The sequence below is a fragment of the Curtobacterium oceanosedimentum genome (assembly GCF_020297365.1).
In the GTDB taxonomy this organism is placed as follows: Bacteria; Actinomycetota; Actinomycetes; order Actinomycetales; family Microbacteriaceae; genus Curtobacterium.
This window is the reverse complement of the sequence record NZ_JAIXIG010000037.1, coordinates 1-24,559: the sequence shown is the minus strand read 5'-3', so window position 1 is coordinate 24,559 and position 24,559 is coordinate 1. Positions and strand designations below refer to the sequence as shown.

The following is a 24,559-nucleotide window of genomic DNA, read 5'->3' as shown; positions in this document are numbered from 1 at the left end:
GCTGCCGCCACCCCGGCGGTGTTCCCGCTCTCGCTCGACGCCGAGGACGACGACACCAACGAGGTGCCCCTGCCCAGGATCGCGACGGACACCCCCGCCGAGCCCGAGGCAGCTGCTCCGAAGGTCCCCGCGGCGTTCCAGCGCTCGTCCGAGCCCAAGCCCGTGACGACCGCGTTCGCGCCGCCCGCCGGCCACTGGTCGCAGCAGGCACACGACTCGAACGACTCCGAGGTGCACGACGAGGAGACCGGCACGCGCCGTGTCGCCGTGACGAACACCAACGCGATCATCCTGCCGAACTCGGCCCTGGCCGACCCGACCGGTGCGCTCAACGCCACGGGCGAGGTCATCCTGACCGGCTCGATCGACCTGCCGGCGTCGCTGTCCTCGACCGGGTCGCACCGGCCGATCGACGGCGCCGAGGTCGACCGGCTGCTCGAGCAGCACGACGAGCAGCCCGAGACGGACGCCAGCCCCGTGCGGGCGAGCCGTGCGGTGTCGAGCCACACGTCCACGCGCCAGGTCGTCCTCGCCGCGGCGAAGCCGAAGGAGTCACGCACGCCGCTCGTGCTCAGCTTGGCCCTCGGTTCGGTCGGACTGGCCGCGGCCGGCGTGATCATCGTCGCTCTCATCACGACCCACATGGGCGGTTGACGCCCGCGTCCTCTATCGCCGCACCCGCAGCCACCGTCGGCAGCCGTCTGGCCGCTGTCGGTGGCGTGGCTTATGATCGTGACCCAGCAAGCGAACCGGCTGTCCGTCGGTTCGACGACCGGAAGGAATCCGTGACCGCCTCCACTCGCGCACTGGAACTCGTGCAGGCCGCAGCACTCGCGGCCGACGCCAAGCAGGCCGAGGACCTCGTCGCGCTCGATGTGACCGGGCCGTTGCAGCTCACGGACGTGTTCCTGCTCGCAACCGGTCGGAACGAACGCAACGTGCAGTCCATCGCCGACGCCGTCGAGGAACGCCTCCTCGAGCTCGGCGCGAAGACCCTCCGTCGTGAGGGCCGGGCCGAGGGCCGCTGGGTCCTCATCGACTTCGGGGACATCGTCGTGCACGTGTTCCACGACGAGGACCGCCAGTACTACTCGCTCGAGCGACTCTGGGCCGACTGCCCGACGATCTCGCTCGAGCTCCCGGTGGACCACACCGCCTGATCAGCGACGCGCCCGGGTGACGGCACCGATTTCGTCACCCGGCGTTCGCGTGGTGTACGCTTCCATGGTGCCCCCGGGGAACCGGAGGTCACGACAGCAAAATGTTCTGGGTCTGTGGCGCAGCTGGTAGCGCACCTGCATGGCATGCAGGGGGTCAGGGGTTCGAGTCCCCTCAGATCCACCAACAACCCCCGTTGTTCCTCGGAACGGCGGGGGTTTCCTCGTCTCCGGCTCCGCCCGACCGCCCGCTACGCTGAGCGCATGAGCAACGATGCGCCGCTGTCCGGGTCCCCGCTGACGATCGCCTCCGCCGGGTACACGGCCGACATCGCCACCGTCGGCGCGACGCTCCGGACGCTCCGCCACGAGGGCCGCGACCTGGTCGTGCCGTTCGACGCCGACGAGGTCCGCCCGGTCTTCCGCGGTGCCGTGCTCGCCCCGTGGCCGAACCGGATCGTCGACGGCGAGTACTCCTTCGGCGGCACCGACCACGAGCTCGCGCTCACCGAGCCGACGCGGCACCACGCCCTGCACGGACTCGTCGCCTGGACCGACTTCGGCGTCCGGGCCGCCGAGCCCGACCGCGTGGTGCTCGGCACGACCGTGCAGGCGCAGCAGGGCTACCCGTACCGCGTCGAGGTCACGGTCGAGTACCGGCTCGACGCCGAGGGGCTGCACACCACGATCACCGGGACGAACACCGGGGCCGACGACGCGCCCTGGGGGACCGGTCCGCACCCGTACCTCAGCGCCGGCCCCGGGAGCGTGGACGACTGGACCCTCACGCTGCCGGCGGCGCAGGTGCTCGAGGTCACGCCGGACCGGCTCGTGCCGACCGACCTGGTGCCGGTGCACGACGAGTTCGACCTGCGGACCCCGACGCTGATCGGCGACCGGTTCGTCGACCACGCGTTCACCGGCTTCGACCGCGACGCCGCCGGACTCGCCGCCATCACGGTCACGGCGACGGACGGGCACGGCGTCCGGGTGACCTTCGGACCCGAGTGCGGTTGGGCGCAGGTGCACACGGCGGACCACGTCGTCCCGGAGTACCACCGCACCGGCCTCGCCGTCGAGCCGATGACGTGCGCCCCCGACGCCTTCAACGACGGCGAGGACCGCGGTCTCGTGGTCCTCACGCCGGGCGCCTCGCACGCCGCCGCATGGACGATCGCCGCGGTCTGACCGTCCCGGCCGCGCGCATCGAGGTCCGCCGGCTGGACCCGGCTCCCGACCTGGCCGTCCTCGCGGCGGCGTCGACCGCCGACCTCGTCTGGCTCGACTCGGCGCTGCCCGACGGCGCTCCCGCGACGGCACGCCCTCGTGCGCGCTGGTCGGTGCTCGCGTGGACCGACGGGCCGTTCGCCAGTCGGTTCCACCACCAGGACCGCCGCGCGCACCGGACCGTCGCAGCACCGGCCGCGGCCTGGTTCGGTCCGACCGGCTCGGACGACCGTCCGGCCTTCGCGGCGCTGGCCGACCTGCTGGCACGGACGCCCCACCTGCCCGGAGCGGTTGCCGGGTGCGGGTTCGCGCTCGGTTGGGTCGGGTTCCTGGGCTACGAGCTCGGCAGGGAGTCCGGCGGCCCCGATCGCACCGCCGACGGCCACGCCGACGCAGACCTGCGGTTCGTCGACCGCGCGGTCGTGGTGGACCACGCCGGCGGGGCCTGGGCGTTGGCGCTCGTCGCCGACGCGGAACCGGCGGCCAGCGCGCGGAACCGGGCGTGGCTCGAGTCGGTGCCCACGTCGACGGCGTCGGCCGACCCCGGGGAGGTGCCCCCGGGCCTCCCGGACGGGGTGGCGACCGCCCGCGTGAGCCGCGCTGCCTACCAGGACGCGGTCGACGCGTGCCGCGCCGAGATCCGCGAGGGCAACGCCTTCCAGGTCTGCCTCACCACCGCCTTCGCGGTCGGCCGGGAGGCCCGGGCCGGCTCCGGCGCGGACGCCCACCTGCTCGAGTACCTGCGGATGCGTGCGGCGGACCCGGTGCCGTTCGGCGCCTGGCTGCGGCTCGGGCCGCTGCGGGTGGCGAGCCGGTCGCCCGAGCGGTTCCTGCGGATCGACGCCGCCGGGACCGTCCTGGCGGAGCCGATCAAGGGCACGCGACCGCGACTCGTCGACCCCGCCGCGGACGCGGCCGAGCGCGACGAACTCGCCACGAGCGCGAAGGACCGCGCGGAGAACGTGATGATCGTCGACCTGCTGCGGAACGACCTGCTGCGGACGGCGCTGCCCGGCTCGGTGCACGTCGAGCGGTTGTGCGACGTCGAGACCTACGCGAGCGTGCACCAGATGGTGTCGACGATCGGCGCGGTGCTGCCGGAGAGGACGTCGCGCGCCGACGTGGTGCGTGCGGCCTTCCCGCCGGGGTCGATGACCGGGGCGCCCAAGATCAGCGCGATGGCGATCGCCGACCGGCTCGAAGGGGCGCCGCGCGGGGTGTACTCGGGGGCGATCGGGTACTTCTCGGCGAGCGGGGCGGTGGACCTGTCGGTGGTGATCCGGACACTGGTGACGGTGCTCGACGACGCGGGTTCCGTGCGGTCCCGCACCCTCGGGGCCGGGGGAGCGGTGACGTGGTCGTCGGTGGCGGCGGACGAGGCGGACGAGGTCGAGACGAAGACGCGGTCGGTGTTGGGCAGCGTCGGAGCCGTGGTGTCGTGGTGAGCTGACAGAGCCGACGAACGTGTGTTCGAACCGCACTGTCCACGGATGTCGGACGCGATTGACATCATCGAACACATGTTCGAACATGAGGGCATGCAGTCGGCGGCAGCACTCCGGTCGCCCGACCCGGAACGGGGCGGGCGGAGCGGTGCTGCCCGGGGCGGACCGCGCCGCGGGACCGACCACCTGGGCGATGCCCGCGCGGCGCTCGACCGCATCACCTCCCTGCGTTCGCGGGTCGCCGACATGGAGTCCACGCGGGTCGACACCGCCGGGCTCCCCACCGCGCCCGCACTGGAACCCCTGCTGCCGGGCGGAGCCATCCGGGTCGGTGGCACCTACGCCGTGCCCGAGTCCGTGCTGCTCGCGATCACCATGCTGCAGGCCGCCTCGGCCGCCGGGGCGTGGTGCGCGGTCGTGGGGGTGCCGTCCTTCGGGATCGAGGCCGCCGCCGCCGCCGGGATCGACCTCGAGCGGCTCGTGCTCGTCCCCGACCCGGGTGACCAGTGGCTCGCGGTGACGGCGGCGATGGCCGACGTCGCGCAGATCGTCCTCACCCGACCGCTCGGCCGGGTCGTGCCCGGTGACGTCGCACGGCTGTCGGCCCGGCTGCGGCAGCGCGGTGGGGCGCTCGTCGCGCTCGGCTCCTGGCCCGGGGCGGACGTCACGCTGCGGGTCACGGCCTCGACGTGGAGCGGCATCGGACAGGGCCACGGGCACCTGACGGAGCGCCGGGCCACCGTGACGGCGAGCGGGCGGGCCGGCGCGGTGCGTCCGGCGACCGCCGAGCTCCTCCTGCCCGCGGCGGACGGCGCGGTCCGGGCCGCGACCCCGGTGCCGTCGGTGGGCTCCGGCGACACCCGGGTGCTCCGGCCCGTGGCGGTGGCGTCGTGATCGCCGCCGGCCGCGTCCGAGCCGACGCGATCACCCGCGGGGCGGCACTGCCCGAACCGCCCCCGACCCGGACCATCGTGCTCTGGTGCCCGGACTGGCCGGTCATCGCGGCGTCCCGGGCGGCCGGGACCCCGCCGGAGCAGCCGTTCGCCCTGGTCGCGAAGGGCCTGGTGTTCGCGAGTTCGGCGTCGGCACGCGAGCAGGGCGTCGTGCGGGGCCTCCGTGTGCGTGAGGCCCAGGCCCGCTGCTCCGGGCTCGTCGTGCAGCCGTACGACGACGCCCTGGACCACCGCGCCTTCGAACCCGTCATCCGTGCGGTCGAGGCAGCGGTCCCCGGGGTCGAGGTACTCCGGCCCGGCACCCTCGCGCTGCGCGCCCGCGGGCCGGCCCGGTACTACGGCGGCGAGCGAGCGGCTGCGGCGACCCTGGCCGGCATCGCGGCCGACCACGGTGCACCGGCGGTGCGGGCCGGGGTCGCCGACACCCCGTTCGCGGCGGACCAGGCGGCCCGTGCCCGTCCGGTGCGTCCCGGCGAACGTGTGCGCCTGGTGCCCGTCGGCGGATCGGCGGACTTCCTCGCGCACCTGCCGCTCGGGGTGCTCGGCGACCCCGACCTGGCGACGGTGCTCGACCGGCTCGGCATCACCACACTGGGCGACTTCGCGGCACTCGGCGACGAGCAGGTGCGGGACCGGTTCGGCGTGGCCGGGGCGTTCCTGCACCGGTTGGCCGGCGGTCGCGACCCGCGCGAGATCGCGGCGCGGGAGGTCCCGCCGGAACTCCGGGTCGAGGCGTCGTTCGAACCGCCGCTGGACCGCGCCGACCAGATCGCGTTCGCGTTCCGGCGCTCCGCCGACGACTTCGCCGAGCGGCTCCGGGTCGCCGGACTCGTGGCGACGACCATCCGGGTGGGGATCGTCGACGAGCGGGACGTCCTGCTCGAACGGACCTGGGCGCACCCGCGCTGGTTCGACGCCGCCGACGTGGTCGACCGGGTGCGCTGGCAGCTCGCCGGCGGGGTGGACCCGAGCGGGCTCGAAGCACCGGTCACCTCGGTCGTGCTCGAGCCCGTGGCCGTCGACGACGTGGCGAACCACGAACGCGGACTGTGGGGCTCCGGCCCCGACGAACGCGTGCACCACGGGCTCGCCCGGATCCAGGGCATGGTCGGGCACGACGGCGTTGTCAGCCCGCGCATCGGCGGGGGCCGCACCCTGTCCGAGCGCGTGGTGCTCGTGCCGTGGGGTGACGCCCCGGCCGGGGGCGAGCGGGCCCTGGCGACCGTCCGCGACCGCCCGTGGCCCGGCAAGCTGCCCGGCCCGCCACCGGCCACCGTGCTCGAACGCCCCCGGCCGGTCGACGTGGTCACGGTCGGCGGTGAGCACGTCGACGTCGACGAGCGTGGGGTGCTGTCCGGCGTGCCCGGGCGGTTCCGTGCCGACGGCGACCGCGGCGGTGCGTTCGCCGGCGTGACGGCCTGGGCGGGCCCGTGGCCGCTGGTCGTGCGGTGGTGGGAGTCCGGCGGGCGGCGCCTGCACCGGCTGCAGCTCGTCGACGCCGAGGGTCGTGCGTGGTACCTCGTGCTGGCGGACCACCGGTGGTGGGCCGAGGCGGTCGCGACGTGAACCGGACCAGCAACAGGAGCGTGACCTGATGGGCTACAGCAACCCACCCATCCCGTGGTCGCAGTTCGAGCGCGCCCTGTCCGACAAGCGGAGCCCGGGGAGCACCCACGACGGCGACGGCGGGGACAGCCCGGCGTGGTCCCGCAAGCGCGAACCGTACGCGGCCGCCCCGCCACCCACCGAGCCGGGCCAGACCGCGCCCGTCGTGCCGTACGCGGAGCTGCACGCGCACTCGACGTTCAGCTTCCTGGACGGGGCGAGCCAGCCCGAGCAGCTGTTCGAGGAGGCCGCTCGACTGCGGCTGCACGCCCTCGCCCTCACCGACCACGACGGCTTCTACGGGGCCGCCCGGATGGCCGAGGTCGCCGAGGCGTACCCGCAGGTCGGCACGGTCTTCGGGACCGAGCTGTCGCTCGGGCTGACCGAGCCGCAGAACGGTGTCCCGGACCCCGAGGGCTCCCACCTGCTGCTGCTCGCCGACGGGCAGGACGGCTACCACCGGCTGGCGGGCGCGGTGACGAGCGCGCACCTGGCAGCCGGGTCCGAGAAGGGCAGCCCGCGGTACGACCTCGACGACCTGGCGGCGCGGGCGGACGGACACTGGCGCGTGCTCACCGGCTGCCGGAAGGGCACCGTGCGGCAGGCCCTCGAGCAGGGCGGCGCGTCTGCGGCCGAGACCGCCCTGCGGGTGCTGCTCGACCGCTTCGGCACCCGCAACGTGGTGGTGGAGCTGATCGACCACGGCGACCCCCTGGACAGCGCCCGCAACGACGCGTTGGCCGAACTGGCCGCGAAGCACGCGCTGCCGGTGGTCGCGACCGGCAACGTGCACTACGCCACCCCCGACCGGTTCCCCGTCGCCACCGCACTCGCGGCGGTCCGGGCCCGCCGCAGCCTCGACGAGGTGGACGGCTGGCTGCCCGCCGCGGACACCGCGCACCTGCGCTCCGGGGCCGAGATGGCCAGGCGCTTCGGACGCTACCCGGGCGCGATCGAGCACACCGTCGCCCTGGCCGACGAGCTCGGCTTCCGGCTGCGGACGGTCAAGCCCGGGCTGCCCGACCTGGACGTCCCCGACGGGCACACCGCGATGTCGTGGCTGCGCGAGCTCACCTGGACCGGTGCGCGGCGGCTCTACCCGGGCAGCGCGGACGGCGTCGACCCGCACAAGCGGGAGCGCATCGAACGCGAACTGTCCGTGATCCAGGACAAGAACTTCCCCGGCTACTTCCTCATCGTGCGCGACATGGTGCAGTACGCCCGCAGCCGGGGCATCCTGTGCCAGGGACGGGGATCGGCGGCGAACTCGGCGGTCTGCTACCTGCTCGAGATCACCGCGGTGGACTCGATCCGGTACGGGCTGCCGTTCGAACGGTTCCTGTCGGCGATGCGGGACGAAGAACCCGACATCGACGTCGACTTCGACTCCGACCGGCGGGAAGAGGTGATCCAGTACGTGTACGAGAAGTACGGCCGGTACAACGCCGCGCAGGTCGCGAACGTGATCACCTACCGACCGAAGGGCGCGGTGCGGGACATGGCGAAGGCGCTCGGCCACAGCCCGGGGCAGCAGGACGCCTGGTCGAAGCAGGTCGAGCGGTGGGGATCCGTGACCGAGAGCCAGGACCACGACATCCCGCCGGCGGTCGTCGGGCTCGCCAGCGACGTGCTCGGGCTCCCGCGACACCTCGGCATCCACTCCGGGGGCATGGTGCTGACCGACCGGCCGGTGGGCGAGGTCGTGCCGATCGAGCACGCCCGGATGGACGGTCGCACCGTGCTGCAGTGGGACAAGGACGACTGCGCCTACATGGGCCTGGTGAAGTTCGACATGCTCGGGCTCGGCATGCTGGCAGCGCTGCAGTACTCGTTCGACCTGGCGGCGGAGCACTGCGGGGAGCGCTGGGACATGCACTCCATGCCGAAGGAGGAACAGGGCGTCTACGACCAGCTCTGCCGGGCGGACACCATCGGGGTGTTCCAGGTCGAGTCGCGGGCGCAGATGGGCACGCTGCCCCGGCTCCTGCCCCGCCGGTTCTACGACCTGGTGATCGAGGTCGCACTGGTCCGTCCCGGGCCGATCCAGGGTGGTGCCGTGCACCCGTACATCCGTCGGCGCACCGGCGAGGAGCCGATCACGTACATCCACCCGTCGCTCGAGCCGGTGCTCGAACGGACCCTCGGGGTCCCGCTGTTCCAGGAGCAGCTGATGCAGATGGCGATCGCGGTCGGCAACTGCTCGGGCGACGACGCCGACCTGCTCCGACGGGCGATGGGGTCGAAGCGCGGGCACGAGAAGATCGACCGTCTGCGCGACAAGCTCTACACGGGCATGTCGGACAACGGCATCCACGGGGCCGATGCCGACGCGATCTACGCCAAGATCCAGGCGTTCGCGAACTTCGGCTTCGCGGAGAGCCACTCCATCAGCTTCGCCCTGATCGTCTACGCGAGCGCATGGATGCGGCTGCACTACCCGGGCGCCTTCCTCGCGGCGCTGCTCCGGGCGCAGCCGATGGGGTTCTACTCGCCGCAGACGCTCGTCGCCGACGCCAGACGGCACGGCGTCCAGGTGCTCCGGCCGGACATCCTGCGTTCCGGGGTCGACGCGACGCTCGAAGCGCTGCCGGACGGCGCCGTGCCGGACGGTGCAGCGTCGGGCGGGGACGACGCCTGCCTGGTCACGGAGCAGCCGCCGGTCCTGCCGTTCGACGGGTCGCTCCCCGAGGACACCGCACGCCATCGACGTGACGGTGCCTTCGCCGTGCGGCTCGGGCTCGCCGAGGTCGCGTCGCTCAGCCGCAGGAGCGCCGAGAAGATCGTCGCGGAGCGGGACGCGAACGGCCCCTTCGCCGACATGTCCGACCTGGCCCGCCGGGTCGGCCTGACCACCGCACAGCTCGAGGCCCTCGCCGCCGCCGACGCCTTCGCGCCCTTCGACATCGACCGGCGTGGTGCGATGTGGTCGGCGGCCCAGGCGGCTGCCGAGCGGCCCGACCAGCTGCCGGACACGCAGGTCGTCGTGCAACCGCCGCTGTTCGGGCAGATGACGAGCGGCGACGTCCTGATCGCCGACATGTGGTCGACGGGCATGACGACCGACGACCACCCGGTGCGGCACGTGCGCGACCGGCTCGCGGCGCGGCGGGTGCTCAGCGTGCAGGACACCGCGACCGCCGAGACCGGACGGCGGGTCGAGATCGGCGGGATCGTCACGCACCGGCAGCGTCCGGCGACGGCGTCCGGCATCACGTTCCTGAACGTCGAGGACGAGACCGGACTGGTCAACGTCATCTGCAGCGTCGGGGTGTGGGGCCGCTACCGGCGGGTGGCACGGGAGTCGCCGGCGGTGATCGTCCGGGGGATCCTCGAACGCTCGCCCGACGGTGTGGTCAACCTGGTGGCCGACCGGATCGAGCACCTGTCCCTGTCGGTCCGGACACGCTCACGGGACTTCCAATGATCCGGCCGGCACCGCGGACCGCTGCGCTCAGCGCACCTCGGGCAGACGCACCGTGACCTCGAGACCACCCGAGGGCACGTTGCGGAGCCCAGCCGTGCCTCCCGCCCGTTCCGCCACGGCACGCACGATCGCGAGCCCGAGGCCGGACCCGCCGGGCACGGCGACGGCACCGGTCGAGGGGTCGGGATTCGGCCGCGACTTCCGAGCTTCGTCCGGGCGGGTGAACCGGTCGAACGCGACCGGGATGAACGACTCGGGCACACCGGGCCCGTCGTCGGTGATCTGGAGCACACCCTCGTCGCCCGTGCTGCGCCAGGACACGAAGATGCCACCGCCGCGGGGGAGTGCCGCGACGGCGTTGCCCGCGATGTTCGTGACGAGCTGCGCCATCCCACCGGTGTCGATCCGGTAGCGAGGCTCGACGGTGCCCCCGCCGGTGCCCGGTCCCGCGCCACCCACCGCGACCGGCGGTTCGAGGTCGAAGTCGACGGTGATGTCCTTCGCCGACGCGATGAGCCGGACGCGGTCCACGGCGGCCATCACCTCGTCGCCCAGGTCGGACCAGGCGGTCTCGGGGCGCTGGTCGCCGTCCTGCTCACGGCGTTCCGACTCCTCGATCCGCGACAGCGCGAGCAGGTCGTTCGCCAGTCGGGACAGGCGGGCGACGCTGTGCTTGGCGCGTTCGATGTGCGCGGCCAGTGCGGCGGCGTCGTCGGCGTCGAGCGCGGCCAGGTCGAGCTGCGTCGTCAGGATGGCGAGCGGTGTGCGGAGCTCGTGGCTCGCGTCGGACACCATCTGCCGTTCCCGCTCGGTGGCCTGCCGCGTCCGGGCGAGGAAGGCGTTGAGGGTGGTCGCCAGCGAGGCCAGTTCGTCCTGTGCCGGACCGACGGGCAGCTCGGCGCGTTCGGGGGCGGCGGACAGGCGCTCCGCCTCGCGCCGCATCCGGTTGACCGGCCGCAGCGCCGCGGTCGCCAGGATCCACGACGCCACACCGAAGGCGACGAGGATCGCGACACCGGTCAGCGACAGGGTCGTGGTGAGGTCGTCGACGACGATCGCCTCGGCCTGCGAGTTCCGCGCCGCGACCACGGTCCACCGGCCGACCTGGTTCACCGGGTGCTCGACGACGACGCGGTACTCCGACCCGGACACGCGGATGACCGAGGTTCCGGCCGGGGTGGTCGTCAGGCTGCCGAGGGCCTGCTCGACCCGCTTCGGCATCGTGGACAGGCGGATCTCGCCGGACGGCGAGACCACGGCCACCAGCTGCGCGTTGCCGGGCGGGGACAGGTCTGGATCACTGTCGACCTCGAGCGTGGCGACGTACGGGTCGGCGTCGGCGTCGAGCAGGGTGCGCGAGGCACTGGCGACCACGCTCACCACCTGGAACCGCATCACGAGGACGAGCAGCAGGATGACGATCGCCGCGATGGCGGTCGAGCCGATCGTGATCCGCGCGCGCAGCGACAGCAGCCGCAGGGGACGGATCGGGCCGCGGCGGTCCGATCGCGAGCCGTCCGCGGCCTCGTTCACGCTCCGAGCAGGTCGAGGCGGTACCCGCGGCCCCGGACGGTGGCGATCGCGACCGTGGCGTCGTGCGCGGTGAGCTTCTTGCGGAGGTACGAGATGTACTGCTCGACGACGTTCGGGTCGACGTGCTGCGAGCCGTCCCAGACCTCTTCGAGGATCTTCGGGCGGTCGACGACGCTCCCCGCCGACCGCGCGAGCAGCCGGAGCAGTGCGAACTCGGTCGGGCTCACGGCGACGCGTTGGCCGCGGATCGCGATGCGACGGGCTTCGGAGTCGATGGAGACGTCGCCGACCTCGATGGTGCGTGTGGCGCCGGCGGACTCGCGGCGACCGAGGGCGCGCAGGCGGGCGGTGAGCTCGGCGAAGGCGAACGGCTTGGTGAGGTAGTCGTCGGCACCGGCGTCGAGCCCGAACACCCGGTCGTCGACGGCGTCCCGCGCGGTCACGAGCAGGATGCGCACCGGGTCCTCGCGCTCGCGGATGCGTCGGGCGAGCTCGAAGCCGGACATGCCGGGCATCATGACGTCGACGACGGCCAGGTCGAACGCCTGCTCGCCGAGGGCGATGAGTGCCTCGACGCCGTTCTCGACCGCCGTGACGCGGTACCCCTCGGCAGCGAGCCCGCGTTCCATGAGCGCGCGCATCTCGTCGTCGTCCTCGACCACCAACAGCCGCATGTTCGACCTCCTCGGACCCATCGTGGCATCGAACCGGTCGCGGCGGTCGTTCCCCCGGCCGATCTCGCTGAATCTCGTCACAGGACAGGCAGAACGGTCCGTCCCTTGTTCTAGGGACGTGAGCACTGCTTGCGTCGTTGCTAGGCTCCGGCAGCGGACGGCGTCACCCGAGGCGCTGGCCACAGCACTGGGGGATCATGAACGACTCGATCGACCACCCGGCGATCCTGCGCCTGCGCGCGGAACTCGACGCGGCGTGGAAGGGCATGGGCACACTCGCACAGCTGGACGACGTCCCGCGCGGGCGGGTGGTCGCCGAACTGCGGACGGCCGTGCCGGACGTCGCGAGCCGTGCCGCTCGCGAGGTCGGCAGTGAGGCCGTCGTCGCCGAGATCTGCCGGTACGCCCACGTCGGCGCTCCGGGAGCGACGGCGACGGTGCAGACGGCGGTGATCTGGGGCGACGTCGTGCAGTCGGCGTCGGAGGCGGCGCGCGCCACGGGCTGACGTCGCGCCGAGCACCGACCCACGGGCCGGCCGACCGCGCGCCGCGCGTCGCCGTCGGGCGAGCGCCACGCGCCTCGGCCCGGCCCACCCGCACCGACGAGCGCGCCTAGTCGTCCTCGCCGAGCAGTTCCTCGCGCACGCGCCGGATGTCCTCGAGCAGCGCGCCGATGAGCACCCAGTGCCGCGTGTTCGGCCGCACCACCGTGAGCGGTGCCGTCAGCGCGGGCTCCGTGACCTCCGAGGCGCCGAGCTCGTCCGACGAACCGCCCGCACCGGCACCGGGCTCGAGCCGCGTCGACTCCACCCGAGCGCTGAGCGCCCGCACGTCGGCGCCGATCCGGGCCACCTCGGTCGCGATGCCGTGCACCACCGGGTCGGCGCGCAGGTCCGGCGCGGTGTTGTCACGGATCGCCCGGGTCATCCCGGTGACCCGGGTGACCAGGACCCGCAGGTGGTCCGTGACGGCGACGTCGCGGTCCAGCACCCGGCGGTGCCGCCCGCCGCGCGGGTTCATCGTGAGCGACTCGCGTGCGGCGGCGAGCGACGCCTCGGTCTTCGCGTGCTGCTGCCGCAGGGCCCGTGCCGTCACGAGCGCCTCGTCCCACCGGTCGTGGTCCCACCCCTCGGTCAGTCCGATCGCGATCCGCTCGAACGCGACGGCGGTGTCGCGGGCGAGCCGGGCGACGGCCAGGTGCGCGGGTTCGAGCAGGACGGGCGGCACGATCAGCGCGTTGACGACGAGGGCGACGAGCGCGCCGATCACGGTCTCGAGGACCCGGTCGGCGGAGTAGTTCGGCGTCACCACGCCGGCGGTGAGCACGAGCATGCCGCTGATCCCGACCTGCGTCGCCGAGGTCGGGGTGAGCCGGAGCGCCCAGGCGATGAGGATCGCGAGCACGATGACGAGCAGCACCACCAGCACACCGTCACCGAGCAGCAGGTGGAACCCGGTGGCCAGGACGACCCCCAGCACGACGCCGGCGCTCCGCTCGAGCCCCTTGACGAACGACTGGGTGATGCTCGGTTGCACCACGAGCAGCGCGGCGATCGCGGCGAAGGTCGGGAACGGCCCGTCGATGACGAGCCGGCAGAGCAGCACGGCGGCGACCACGGCGACGGCGGTCTTCACGACCTGCAGGAACGGCGTCCGACTGGAGCTGCGGAGACGGGCGACCGGGTTCACACCGACCACGGTAGCCACCGGCCGCGCGCCGAGCCGTGCACGAACGCGACGAAACCGCCCCGACACGGTTGACTGATGTCGTGTGGCCCAACCATGAGCGCGTCATCCCGCAGGCCTTCGCCGGCTCCGGGACCTCGGTGGTGGCCGCACGCGCGCACTCCGTCGAGCCGTCGGGCAACGGGTACCTGTACGGCTACGAGGTCGACACCGTCGACCGCACCGGACAGCGCGCCACCGTCCTGACGTACGTCGACACCGGCGGCACGCACGACCAGAACAGCGCGATCGTCACCGATCCCACGACGGGTGAGCCGGTGTCCGTGTGGGCGTACCCGAACGACCCCGGCCTGCCGGTGCTGCCGCAGGTCACCTACCGCGACGCCGTCGCCGAGCTCCTGACGACGCTCGGCATGCCGGTCACCGACCCGGTCCTGACGGTGGCCGCCTACCGACCGGGCAAGCGTGCGGTGGTGCGGGTCGACGCCCCTGAGCGCACCCTGTTCCTGAAGATCGTGCGCCCGCACCGCGTCGCGCCGATCGTCCGGTCGCACGAGCAGTTCGTCGCGGCCGGGCTGCCGGTGCCCCGCGTGCTGTCGAGCCGCGGCGACGGTCTGCTGGTGCTCGAACGCATCCGCGGCGTCCCCGCGGGCAGCCGCATCCTCGACATCGCCGACGACCCGCGCTTCGTGGCCTCGCTCGCCGCGCTGAGCGGCCGGGTCGCCACCGTCCCGATGACCCAGCAGGCCCGCGCCGACGCGATGGACCACGCCGACTGGCACCGCCGGACGCTCGTCGCCGCCCTGCCGCAGGACGCCGAGGAGATCGACCACCTGTACGACGCGATCGGGCGCCGCTCGATCGGGTGGACCAGCGCGACGAAGCAGGTCGTGCACGGCGACCTGCACCTCGAGCAGGTCTTCGTCGACGAGGACGAGCCGTGGCGCATCTCCGGCCTGCTCGACATCGACACCGCGGGCTGGGGCTTCCCGGTCCGTGACGTCGGCGCGGTCGTCGCGCACCTGGTGGTGACGGGGCTGTGGCACCGCTCCCGAGGGGACGCCGATCGCGGGGCCGCCGCCGAGCGGCTCGCCGACGCGATCGCCCGCGACTGGGCGGCGCGCAACCCGCGCGAGGCCGACCGCATCGGACCCGCCATCGGCGCGCAGCTGCTCGCCCACGCCGGCGGCCAGGCGACCACCGGCTCGGCGAACGGGGTGCAGACCGCGCAGCAGCTGCTGCGTGCGACGCGGGCTGCCCTGGCGGACCCGGCCCCGAGCCTCCCGACCGGGGCGTCGACGCGCCCGCGGTCCGCGCCCCAGGCCTGAGGCGCGGACCGCGGGCGCGTGGGCGACGGATCCGCGCGGACCATCCGCGGCACCTGTCGCTCGCGTGGGGTGCAGGTGGCCCAAGGGCGGACGGGAGGCGCGGGGCGGGCCCGCAACGGGCCTCCCGTCCGCCGCCGCGACGCGCGCGGGTGCCGCCGACTCGCCTCCGTCGGTGGTCGGGGAGTAAACTGACCGCGCACGCACCGCGTTCCCGCGTGCCGCGTCGATTCCGGACGCAGCCGTCGATCACTTGATCGACGCGGGGACCGGGCCGTGACCGCCCCGCGGGGGCATCACGTGCGTGTGACGACGCCGGATCCCGGCGCGGACCGTCGCACCCGGCGCCGACCAGGCGCTCGCGGTGGAACGGTCCGCGGGACTCCACCGGACGTCCCGATGCGGGGACCGGCGATGCGGCGGGCCACGGTGGCCCGCAGCCGGACCGGAGCCGTGCGAGGCCCCGGTGCAGGACTTCCCGCCCGCGGGCGGATCGCCCCGACGCGCGGGCGGAACAGGAGGAGCGTTGGCTCGATCAGGCACCCGGCGAGCTGCCGGCGGGACGCGGACCGCGTCACGCCGCACCCGGCCGCTGGACAACGACGGCGTCATCCCCGTGCTCGCCCGCGCGGTGCGCGAGGTCGAGGCCGCGGCGCAGCGCGGTCCGCTCAAGGCGTCGAACCGGACGAAGTTCCAGGCCGTCGCCCTGCTCATGCGTGAGGAGCGCGCGCGGGTGAAGGCGGACACCGACCTCACCGACGCGCAGCGCGCCGAGCAGCTCAAGCGCCTCGACGGCGTCGCGACGATCCTGGCGAAGACGGCGGCGCGCGACACGAGCGTCATCCAGCTCCTCGCCGAAGAGGTGCAGGTCTCCGAGGCCACCCGTGCGGTGAAGCGCGACATGATGATCGCCGGCGGCATGGAGCTGCAGCCGGAGGACCTCGTCATCGCCGCCGAACCGGCCCCGGTCGTCGAGACCCCGGTGCGGGCCGTCGTGCCGCAGGCCGTGGTGCAGCGCCAGCTCGCCAACCCGTTCATGCCGCCGGACTTCGCGCTCGCCGACCAGCCCGTCGCGCACCCGCGTCGCCTGGCGAACTGGGAGCTGTTCGGGCCGCTCTTCAAGTCGTTCGAGTACGGCGCGGGCGGGGGAGCGGCGTCGATGCCGCTGCCGGAGCCGACGTCGCTGCACTCGCGCTCGGGCACCACGCTCATGAAGCACCAGGCCGAAGTCGTCGCAGCCGCGGCGCAGGGCCACCGCACGTTCCTGCTCGCCGACGAGCCGGGCCTGGGCAAGACGGCGCAGTCGCTGCTCGCCGCCGACGCCGCGAACGCGTTCCCGCTGCTCGTCGTCGTGCCGAACGTCGTCAAGACGAACTGGGCGCGCGAGGCCGAGCGCTGGGTGCCCAACCACCGCGCCACCGTCATCCACGGGGACGGCAACGACCTGGACGGCTTCGCCGACATCGTCATCGTGAACTACGAGATCCTCGACCGGCACGCCGGATGGCTCGGGAACTTCGGGTTCAAGGGCATGGTCGTCGACGAGGCGCACTTCATCAAGAACAAGGACTCGCAGCGCGCCCGGTTCGTGCTGCAGATCGCCGAACGCATCCGGCAGCGGACCGCCGCGCCGCTGCTCATGGCGCTCACCGGTACCCCGCTCATCAACTCGGTCGAGGACTTCCGCACCATCTGGGAGTACCTCGGCTGGATCGACGACAAGAAGCCGCGCGCCCAGCTCATGAACGAGCTCGAGGAGATCGGCCTGACGCCGGCCGACCCCGGGTTCTTCGTCGAGGCGCGCCGTGCCGTCATCGACCAGGGCATCGTCCGCCGCCGCAAGGTCGACGTCGCCGCGGACATCCCCGCCCGCCGCATCGCCGACATTCCCGTCGAGCTCGACGGCGACGAGGGCCGCTCCATCCGCGACGCGGAGCGCGAGCTCACCGCCAAGCTCGTCCGTCGGTACCACCAGGCGCTCGACGCCCGGACCGGGCAGGACCCGGTCGTCGGCATCGACCACCGGCTCGTCCGCCAGGTCGCCCGCTGGGAGCTCGAGGACCAGGATGCCTCGTCGACCGGCGAGAACGTGTTCTCGATGGTCCGCCGCATCGGTCGCGCCAAGGCCCAGCTGGCGGCCGACTACGCCGCGCAGCTCGCGTCGAACGTCGGCAAGGTCGTGTTCTTCGCGAAGCACCTGGACGTCATGGACCAGGCGGAGGAGGTCTTCGCACGCCGGGGCCTGCGCACCGCCACGATCCGCGGCGACCAGACCCCGGCGCAGCGCACGGCCGAGATCGACTCGTTCGTGAACGACCCCGACGTCGCCGTCATCGTCTGCTCGCTCACCGCGGCCGGCGTGGGCCTGAACCTGCAGGTCTCGTCGAACGTCGTGCTCGCCGAGCTGTCGTGGACGAGCGCCGAGCAGACCCAGGCCATCGACCGCGTGCACCGCATCGGGCAGGAGGAGCCGGTCACCGCGTGGCGCATCATCGCGGCGCAGACGATCGACACGAAGATCGCCGAGCTCATCGACTCGAAGGCGTCCCTGGCCGCTCGTGCGCTCGACGGCTCGGACGAGGAGGTCGTGGACTCCGGCGACATCCAGCTCGACGCTATGGCGGCCCTGCTGACGGAGGCGCTCGGGGGCTAGCGCGGCGCGCGCGTCCGGCGCCCGGCGATGCCCGGCGCGGCCGCTGCGCCCGGCGCGGCCGCTGCGCCCGGCGCCCGGCGCCGACCCGGCTCGCACAGCCAAAGTCCGTCCGAACCACGTGATCGCGTGGTTCGGACGGACTTTGGTTGTGCGCAGGGACGCCGCGCCGCGCCGCGCCGCCGCCGCGGCCGCTCGCGCGGGTGCGCCGCCGCTCAGATGCGGGACTGCACCTCGGCCAGCGACGGGTTCGTGGCGGTGCTGCCGTCGGGGAACACGAGCGTCGGGACGGTCTGGTTGCCGCCGTTGACCTGGGCGACGAGCTCGGCCGTCCCCGGGGTCTGCTCGATGTCGACCTCGGTGAAGGGCACGCCCGCCTTGGTCATCTGGTTCTTCAACCGGGCGCAGTAGCCGCACCACGTCGTCGTGAACATCGTGACGCCGCCGGACTCGGGGGTGAACTGCTCGCGGGTGATCGTGTCGCTCATGGCAGCAGGCTAACCCGTGCTCCTGAGGGGCTTGCGGCGCTTGTTCTACATAGGTAGGTTGAGCGCATGGAACTGATCCGACGCGTGACCGCCCCCACGCTCGACGTGCTCGATGCACTGCTCACCGCGGACGGGCCGACCTGGGGGCTGCTCGTCATCAAGGCGACCGGGCGACAGGCCGGCACCGTGTACCCGATCCTCGAACGACTCGAACAGCTCGGGTGGATCCGATCCAGTTGGGACGACGACGCCGAGCGGTCCGGGCCTCGACGCCGGATGTACGAGTTCACCGCCGAGGGCCAGGTCGCGTCGCGCGAACTGGTCGCGGCCCGTGCCGACGCAGCCCGTGCTGCTGCCCGGTCCACCGGTGCCGCGCGCCCGAACAGCCGGCCGGTGACCTCGTGAGCGCGCTCGAGCGCGTGCTGCTCGGAGCGGCCCTGGCGGCCTCGCCTGCGTCGCACCGCGCTGCACGACGCGAGCAGTGGACCGCCGACGTCCGCGACGCCCGCGAACTCGACCTCTCGCCGACCACACTCGCGTTCGGCGCACTCACCACGGCGCTGTTCCACCGACGCGCCGGTCACCGATCCACCTGGGGGAACACCATGACCACGATGCCCGGCTCCGTCCGCCGCAGCGCGCACGCCGTCCCGACCATCCCGGTGCTGCTCGCCCTTGCGGTCTGTTCGTTCCTGGCGGCCAGCGTGGGTCTGGGGCTCCTGCAGCGGTACAACGGCTTCGTCGGCGCCGTCTCGGTGATGCAGCTCGTCACGATCGGCCTCACCGTCCTGCCGGGGACGGTCGTCGCAGCGTGCGTCCTGCTCGTGACGGGAGCATCGCTGCGCCGCCGGATGATCGGCGCGCTCGCCGTGCTCGCCGTGACCGCCCTCTGGTGGTCGCTCACCACGGGGCTCTTCAACGCGCCGGTGCACCCTGCGCTCAGGCTCGGGACGGTCGCCGTGGCCTGGCTCGCCGTCTGGTTGGTCGTGCTCCGTCGTCCGGGTCCTACCTGGTCGCTCCTGCTCCTCCCCGTGGTCGCGTCCGTCCTCGTGTTCCCGCTGGGGAACGCTGTGTGGCAGACCGATCTCGCGGACTCGGTCTCGGCGACGGTGTCGTGCGCCTTGGGCGCCGTGCCGTTCCTCGTCGCCGTCGTCGGCGCGGTGATTGCGGGGCGGTTGTCCACAGAAGCGCCGGCAGTGGTCGAACCGCACGGTGCAGCCCTGGTAGACAAGAGCGCGTGAGCGACACCCACCTCGAGATCGAGCGCACCTACGACCTGCCCGAGGGCGGTGCCCTGCCCGACCTCGTCGGCGCGGGCGGCATCCTCCGGACCGAGCACCAGGAGCCGTTCGAACTGAACGCGACCTACTGGGACACCGAGCGCTACGACCTGGTGGCCGCACGGGTGACGGTCCGCCGCCGCACCGGTGGTCCGGACGCCGGCTGGCACATCAAGCGCGCCGAGTCGGACACGGTCCGGCACGAGCAGCACTTCCCGCTGACCGACGACGCCGACACCGTGCCGGTCGAGGTCCTCGCCGCGCTGTTCACCGAGCGTCGCGGTCGCGGGCTGCGCCCCGTCGTGCGCATCACCACGACCCGCACCGTGACCCGCCTGCTCGACGAGGACGGCGACCAGGTCGCCGAACTCGCCGACGACCGCGTGTCGGCGCAGCGTCTGGACGACGAGGCACCGGAGACGCCGCGCACCTGGCGCGAGGTCGAGGTCGAGACCGTGGGCGACGTCGACCCGCAGATCGCCCACGAGCTGTTCGCAGCGCTGGACGGGCGCTTCGCGGCCGTCGGTGCCGGCCCCGCCGCCGTCGCGTCCAAGCTGGCGCGTGGGCTGGCAGGCGCACCGGCACCGCGCCTCCAGACCGAGGACAAGCCGGCCAAGGGCACGACCGCACGCGTGCTGGCGAAGCGGGTGCGCAAGCTGCGCACCGCACTGCTCGGTCAGGAGGCCCGGCTCCGCTTCGGCGATGCGACCGACCTCCGGCAGGCGGCCGAGACCACCCTGGAGATCGCCGCGATCATGGGCGCGTACCGCCCGGCGTTCCCGGCGGGCGAGGCCGTCGACCGCGCCGCAGAGGCGGCGGACGGCCTGGCGGCCGTCACCGCGCGTGCCGCGCTGGCCGAGTACCTGATCGACCGGCTGCCCCGGGCGTCGTCTCCCGCGCAGGACGACCTGGTCGATGCCATGACGCGGGAGCGCATCCTCGCCTCGACCCGCGAACGTCGCGACCAGGCGGTGCGCGACGTCCTGGCGTTCCTGCACGGCGAGCCGTTCCTCGAACTGCTCGACGCCCTCGACGACGCCGCGGAGCGCCCGGTGCCGACGGCGTGGTCGCTCCGTTCGCCGAAGCAGGTCGCGCAGGACGTCGGAGCCGACGTGAAGCCGCGCGTGCGTGAGCTCGTCCGCGCCGCCGTCGCCGACGACACGTCGGACACCGCCGCCGAGCGCGAGGCCGCCGACCGCGCCACCACCGAGGCCGCGTGGCAGGAGACCATGCGCGCCCGGATGACGATGGACGTGCTCGGCGACGACGCGTTCCCGCACGCGCTGTGGAAGCGGATCGGCACCGCGGCCGACGTGCTGACCGAACGCGTGCGGTCCCTGCACGCCCTCGACATCCTGCGGGCGAACGCTGCGATCGCGGAGCGCGGCGGCGAGGGCACGTTCGGCTACGGGGTGCTCGCGGGGGACCGGGTGCGCCTGGCCGAGGAGTCCTACGACGAGGCGGTGCACGCGCTCAACCGCGTGTGAGCGCGTGCGTGTCGTTCACGCTCGCGGTGTCGCTCGCGTTCGCGCTGTTCACTTCGTGAGCAGGAATGGTCGGGTTCCCGTTCGGGACCCGACCATTCCTGCTCACGATGTCGTGCGATCGCTCGTGACGCGCAGTGTCCGTCGGCTCAGCCGGCGGCGATCGGGTTCGCGCTCGCCGCGGCGGGCGTCTCGTCGGCGAGCCCGAGCACGTCGAGCAGCCAGGCGAGTTCGGACGCCCGCTCCTTCCACGACGCGTAGCGGCCGCTGACGCCACCGTGGCCGGCGGACATCTCGGTCTTCAGCAGCACCGGGGCGCCGACCTCGCGCAGCTTCGCCGTCCACTTCGCGGGTTCGACGTACAGCACACGGGTGTCGTTGATCGAGGTGACGGCGAGGATCCGCGGGTACTGCACGTCGTCGCGGACGTTCTCGTACGGCGAGTACTCGCTCATGTAGCGGTAGACCTCGGCGTCGTGCAGCGGGTCGCCCCACTCGTCCCACTCGATGACGGTGAGGGGCAGGTCCGGGTCGAGGATGCTCGTGAGCGCGTCGACGAACGGCACGGCGGCCAGGATGCCCGCGAAACGGTCCGGCGCGAGGTTCGCCACGGCGCCCATGAGCAGCCCTCCGGCGCTGCCGCCCTCGGCGACGAGCCGGTCGGCGCTCGTCCGGCCGGAGGCGATCAGGTGGTCGGCGACCGCGACGAAGTCGGTGAAGGTGTTCATCTTCGTCAGGGTCTTGCCGTTCTCGTACCAGTGCCGTCCGAGCTCGCCGCCGCCACGCACGTGGGCGACGGCGAAGACGACACCGCGGTCGAGCATCGACAGGCGCATGACGCTGAACCCGGGGTCGATGGAGTGCTCGTACGAGCCGTAGCCGTACAGGTGCAGCGGTGCGGGCGTGCGCTCGTCGACGGCGTCGCGACGCCAGACGAGCGAGATCGGCACCCGCGTGCCGTCCGGCGCGGTGGCCCAGTCGCGCTCCTGCACGTAGTCGGCGGGGTCGTACCCTCCGAGCACGGGCTGCCGCTTCAGGACGGTCACCTCGCCGGTCGCCAGGTCGAGGTCGCTGATCTCGGACGGCGTGACGAACGAGGTGTACCCGAGGCGGAGCGTCGGCTGCTCCCACTCCGGGTTCCCGCCGAGACCGGCGGAGAACAGCGTCTCGTCGAAGGGCACCTCGTGCGCGTCGCCGTAGCCGTCGCCCTCGATGGGGATGATCGCGACGCGGGGGAGTGCCTCGGACCGGTACTCCAGCGCCAGGTGACCGGCGAAGGCGTCGACCGACTCGATGCGACGCTCGCTGTGGTGCGCGACGACGACGCGGCGGTCACGTTCCGAGGTGGGGTCGTCGGCGGGCACGTCGACGAGCTCGAAGTTCTCGGCACCGTCGTTGTGCAGCACGAGGAACCGGTCGCTCCCGCCGACGATCGCGTGCTCGATCTCGTACTCGACGCCCTCGCGACGGGGCCACACGACCTGGAACTCGCCGGTCGGGTCCGCGGCGTCGAGGACGTGCGCCTCGGACGTGATCTTCGACCCGAGCTCGATGACGATGTACTGCGACGACCGGGTCACGCCGACACCGACCCAGTAGCGGTCGTCGGGCTCCTCGAACACCACGACGTCGTCGGCGGCCGCGGTCCCGACGGCGTGCCGCCAGATCCGGTCCGGGCGCCACGACTCGTCGACGGTCGGGTAGAAGACGTACCGGCCGGTCGGGTCGAACGTGGCCCCCGCGCCGGTGTTCGGGATGGCGTCGCCGAGGTCGGCACCGGTCGTCAGGTCGCGCACGTGCAGGGTGTACCGCTCGTCGCCCTCGACGTCGCTGCCGTACACCAGGCGCGTGCCGTCGTCGCTGATGTCGTAGGTGCCGAGGGAGAAGAACTCGTGCCCGTCGGCCAGAGCGTTGCCGTCGAGGACGACCTGTTCGCCGGGGAGCGTCGCCGCGCCCTCGACGACCGCCGGCGGCGTCCAGTCGTCCGGGCCCGAGACGGGCGTCCGGCAGTGGACGCCGTACTGGCTGCCCTCCGCGGTGCGGGTGAAGTACCACCAGTCGCCCATGCGCACCGGCACCGAGAGGTCGGTCTCCTGCACGCGGCTCTTGACCTCGGCGAAGATGCGCTCGCGCAGCGGTGCCAGGTGCGCCGTGGCGGCGTCGGTGTGGGCGTTCTCGGCCTCGAGGTACGCCAGGGTGTCCGGTGACTCCTTGTCCCGCAGCCACTCGTAGTCGTCGACGAAGTCGATCCCGTGGTGGGTCCGCGTCACGGGCCGCTTGGCGGCGCTGGGCGGGGTGGACTGGGTGTGCTCGCTGCTCACCGTCCCACCCTATTCGCACGGTTCCGTCAGGCTGCGGACCCGTCGCCTGCCCACGGCCGTGATCGCGCTCGGACAGCGGCACGGACGCGCTCCTCGAAGGCCTGCAGCTCAGCGACCACCGCGGGCGCCACCCACGCTCGGTCCCGCCGCCGTTCGGTCACGGGCCGGAGCACGCCGGCGCGCTCCAGGTCCGCGACGACCACCGGCACCGACGCTGCCGGCACCAGCTCCGACAGCTGCTCCTCGGTCAGGACCGGGTCGATCTCGAGCGCGCGACCGACCACCGCGTGCGGGCCCCTTGCGCACGGTCCCGCGGCGAGGTCGACCGCGGACTCGGCGAGCAGCAGCGCGGTCAGCGAGGCCTCGTCGCACACGGTGCCGATCGCGAGGGCGACCTCGACCACGAACGCGTCGACCTCGCCGTCCCGGTAGCGCTCGAGGTGCCGGAAGTACCGCGCACGGTCCGCCGCGAACACGGTGGCGACCGGCGCGGTCACCGTGGTGGTCACACCGCGTCGCCGGAGGACGGCGCCGATGAGGGCGCGGCCGATGCGCCCGTTGCCGTCCGTGAACGGGTGGATCGACTCGAACTGGGCGTGCCCGATCGCCGCCTGCGCGATCGGGTGCAGGTCGGTGCGGTGCAGGAACGCGAACAGGTCCGCCATCAGCGGGGCGACGATCTCCGGTGGGGGAGGCACGTACGTCGCGAGTCGTGGCGTGCGCCCTCCGCCGATCCAGTTCTGCACGTCGCGGTACCGCCCTGCGTACCGACCGTCGACCGGATCGTCGCGCATGAGCAGGCGGTGGGCGTCGAGCAGGGACGCCTCGGTGACGGCACCGCAGCGGTCGGCGTCCGAGACGAGCCGGTCCGCCGCCCCGGCCGCGCGGACGACGGCGGTGGCCCCGGGGTCGGCGCGGACCCCGACGAGCGCCCTGGCCAGGTCGTCGACGGATGCCGCCTCGTCCTCGATGCGCGACGACGCCACGGCCTCGGTTCTGCCGAGCACGAGGCCGAGCGGGGCGAGCCGCCCGCCGTGGTGGACGTCGAGGCTCCGGAGGGCTGCTGCGCTCCGGTCGAGCAGGGCCTCGGTCGGTGCGTCCGGCCGCCACCGCACCCGGGCGATCCGCGGGGGGACGGCGACCCGGATGCGCGTGAGTTCGCGGTCCTCCCGCGGTCCGCGCACCGAGCTGCGCCAGGGGCGATCGGCGTGTTCGTGGACGGGCCAGGTGGCGCTCCGGAGTTCCATGCGGCGACGGTAGGACCACCAGCGCCCCCGCCGCCAGCAATCCGTATGTCGCCGCATGGA

Annotated in this window: 18 protein-coding genes, 1 tRNA gene and 1 pseudogene; 14 read left to right on the top strand and 6 right to left on the bottom strand. The window is 73.4% G+C overall.

Translation table 11 applies throughout. From position 1 onward, the window contains the following. The 8 genes and pseudogenes from LEL83_RS14580 to LEL83_RS14545 all read left to right on the top strand — a co-directional run. Positions 1–654, top strand: a pseudogene (locus tag LEL83_RS14580) (hypothetical protein); the annotation flags it as partial. A gap of 131 nt (positions 655–785) precedes the next feature. Then, entirely contained in the window at positions 786–1,160 is a 375-nt protein-coding gene (rsfS, locus tag LEL83_RS14575) for a ribosome silencing factor (RefSeq protein WP_198658065.1), read from the top strand. A gap of 108 nt (positions 1,161–1,268) precedes the next feature. Then, a tRNA-Ala gene (locus LEL83_RS14570) sits at positions 1,269–1,344 on the top strand. A gap of 77 nt (positions 1,345–1,421) precedes the next feature. Continuing rightward, positions 1,422–2,345, top strand: coding sequence for an aldose 1-epimerase family protein (locus LEL83_RS14565; RefSeq protein ID WP_225559354.1), 924 nt, complete (start codon positions 1,422–1,424; stop codon positions 2,343–2,345). Further along, positions 2,324–3,829 (top strand): anthranilate synthase component I family protein, encoded by a 1,506-nt coding sequence (locus LEL83_RS14560; protein ID WP_225559353.1) that lies wholly within the window; start codon positions 2,324–2,326, stop codon positions 3,827–3,829. The genes LEL83_RS14565 and LEL83_RS14560 overlap by 22 nt, the downstream gene beginning before the upstream one ends. A 75-nt stretch (positions 3,830–3,904) precedes the next feature. Further along, on the top strand, positions 3,905–4,723 hold the full coding sequence (gene imuA' / locus LEL83_RS14555; RefSeq protein ID WP_225559352.1) for a DnaE2-dependent mutagenesis accessory factor ImuA': 819 nt from the start codon (positions 3,905–3,907) through the stop codon (positions 4,721–4,723). Then, the gene (locus tag LEL83_RS14550; protein WP_225559351.1) at positions 4,720–6,348 is read left to right on the top strand and encodes a DNA polymerase Y family protein; all 1,629 of its coding nucleotides are present in this window, start codon (positions 4,720–4,722) and stop codon (positions 6,346–6,348) included. Before imuA' ends, LEL83_RS14550 begins: the two co-directional genes overlap by 4 nt. 28 nt (positions 6,349–6,376) lie before the next feature. Further along, on the top strand, positions 6,377–9,811 hold the full coding sequence (locus LEL83_RS14545) for an error-prone DNA polymerase (RefSeq protein WP_225559350.1): 3,435 nt from the start codon (positions 6,377–6,379) through the stop codon (positions 9,809–9,811). Between the two features lie 27 nt (positions 9,812–9,838). Here the strand turns inward: LEL83_RS14545 and LEL83_RS14540 are convergent, their stop codons facing one another. Next, positions 9,839–11,344 carry a sensor histidine kinase gene (locus LEL83_RS14540; protein ID WP_225559349.1) on the bottom strand — a complete coding sequence of 502 codons (1,506 nt, stop codon included), beginning with the start codon at positions 11,342–11,344 and terminating at the stop codon, positions 9,839–9,841. Beyond that, entirely contained in the window at positions 11,341–12,018 is a 678-nt protein-coding gene (locus LEL83_RS14535; RefSeq protein WP_198658071.1) for a response regulator transcription factor, read from the bottom strand. The genes LEL83_RS14540 and LEL83_RS14535 overlap by 4 nt, the downstream gene beginning before the upstream one ends. A 197-nt stretch (positions 12,019–12,215) precedes the next feature. Here LEL83_RS14535 and LEL83_RS14530 point away from each other — a divergent pair, with 197 nt between their 5' ends. Next, entirely contained in the window at positions 12,216–12,524 is a 309-nt protein-coding gene (locus LEL83_RS14530) for a hypothetical protein (RefSeq protein ID WP_225559348.1), read from the top strand. A gap of 106 nt (positions 12,525–12,630) precedes the next feature. Here LEL83_RS14530 and LEL83_RS14525 read toward each other — a convergent pair whose 3' ends face one another. Then, entirely contained in the window at positions 12,631–13,707 is a 1,077-nt protein-coding gene (locus tag LEL83_RS14525) for an FUSC family protein (RefSeq protein ID WP_225559347.1), read from the bottom strand. An 80-nt stretch (positions 13,708–13,787) separates the two neighbouring features. On the opposite strand from LEL83_RS14525, the gene LEL83_RS14520 reads away from it, so the two are divergent. Both LEL83_RS14520 and LEL83_RS14515 read left to right on the top strand, forming a co-directional pair. Next, the gene (locus tag LEL83_RS14520) at positions 13,788–15,032 is read left to right on the top strand and encodes an aminoglycoside phosphotransferase family protein (RefSeq protein WP_225559346.1); all 1,245 of its coding nucleotides are present in this window, start codon (positions 13,788–13,790) and stop codon (positions 15,030–15,032) included. 523 nt (positions 15,033–15,555) lie between these two features. After that, complete coding sequence (locus LEL83_RS14515; RefSeq protein ID WP_225559345.1) at positions 15,556–17,682, top strand: DEAD/DEAH box helicase; 2,127 nt, start codon at positions 15,556–15,558, stop codon at positions 17,680–17,682. A gap of 212 nt (positions 17,683–17,894) precedes the next feature. Here LEL83_RS14515 and LEL83_RS14510 read toward each other — a convergent pair whose 3' ends face one another. After that, entirely contained in the window at positions 17,895–18,167 is a 273-nt protein-coding gene (locus tag LEL83_RS14510) for a mycoredoxin (RefSeq protein ID WP_225559344.1), read from the bottom strand. A gap of 66 nt (positions 18,168–18,233) precedes the next feature. Here LEL83_RS14510 and LEL83_RS14505 point away from each other — a divergent pair, with 66 nt between their 5' ends. From LEL83_RS14505 to LEL83_RS14495, 3 genes are read left to right on the top strand one after another with little or no spacing between them, the layout of a single operon-like run. Continuing rightward, complete coding sequence (locus LEL83_RS14505) at positions 18,234–18,572, top strand: PadR family transcriptional regulator (RefSeq protein ID WP_225559343.1); 339 nt, start codon at positions 18,234–18,236, stop codon at positions 18,570–18,572. Next, complete coding sequence (locus tag LEL83_RS16330) at positions 18,569–19,408, top strand: hypothetical protein (RefSeq protein WP_225559342.1); 840 nt, start codon at positions 18,569–18,571, stop codon at positions 19,406–19,408. Before LEL83_RS14505 ends, LEL83_RS16330 begins: the two co-directional genes overlap by 4 nt. After that, a complete protein-coding gene (locus LEL83_RS14495; RefSeq protein ID WP_225559341.1) occupies positions 19,405–20,934 on the top strand; it encodes a CYTH domain-containing protein in 1,530 nt (509 codons plus the stop codon). Before LEL83_RS16330 ends, LEL83_RS14495 begins: the two co-directional genes overlap by 4 nt. 146 nt (positions 20,935–21,080) lie before the next feature. On the opposite strand, the gene LEL83_RS14490 is transcribed toward LEL83_RS14495, so the two are convergent. Together LEL83_RS14490 and LEL83_RS14485 are read right to left on the bottom strand one after the other, a co-directional pair. Then, a complete protein-coding gene (locus LEL83_RS14490) occupies positions 21,081–23,252 on the bottom strand; it encodes a S9 family peptidase (RefSeq protein ID WP_225559340.1) in 2,172 nt (723 codons plus the stop codon). 26 nt (positions 23,253–23,278) lie between these two features. Next, positions 23,279–24,499, bottom strand: coding sequence for a Fic family protein (locus LEL83_RS14485; protein ID WP_225559339.1), 1,221 nt, complete (start codon positions 24,497–24,499; stop codon positions 23,279–23,281). Between the last annotated feature and the right edge of the window lie 60 nt (positions 24,500–24,559).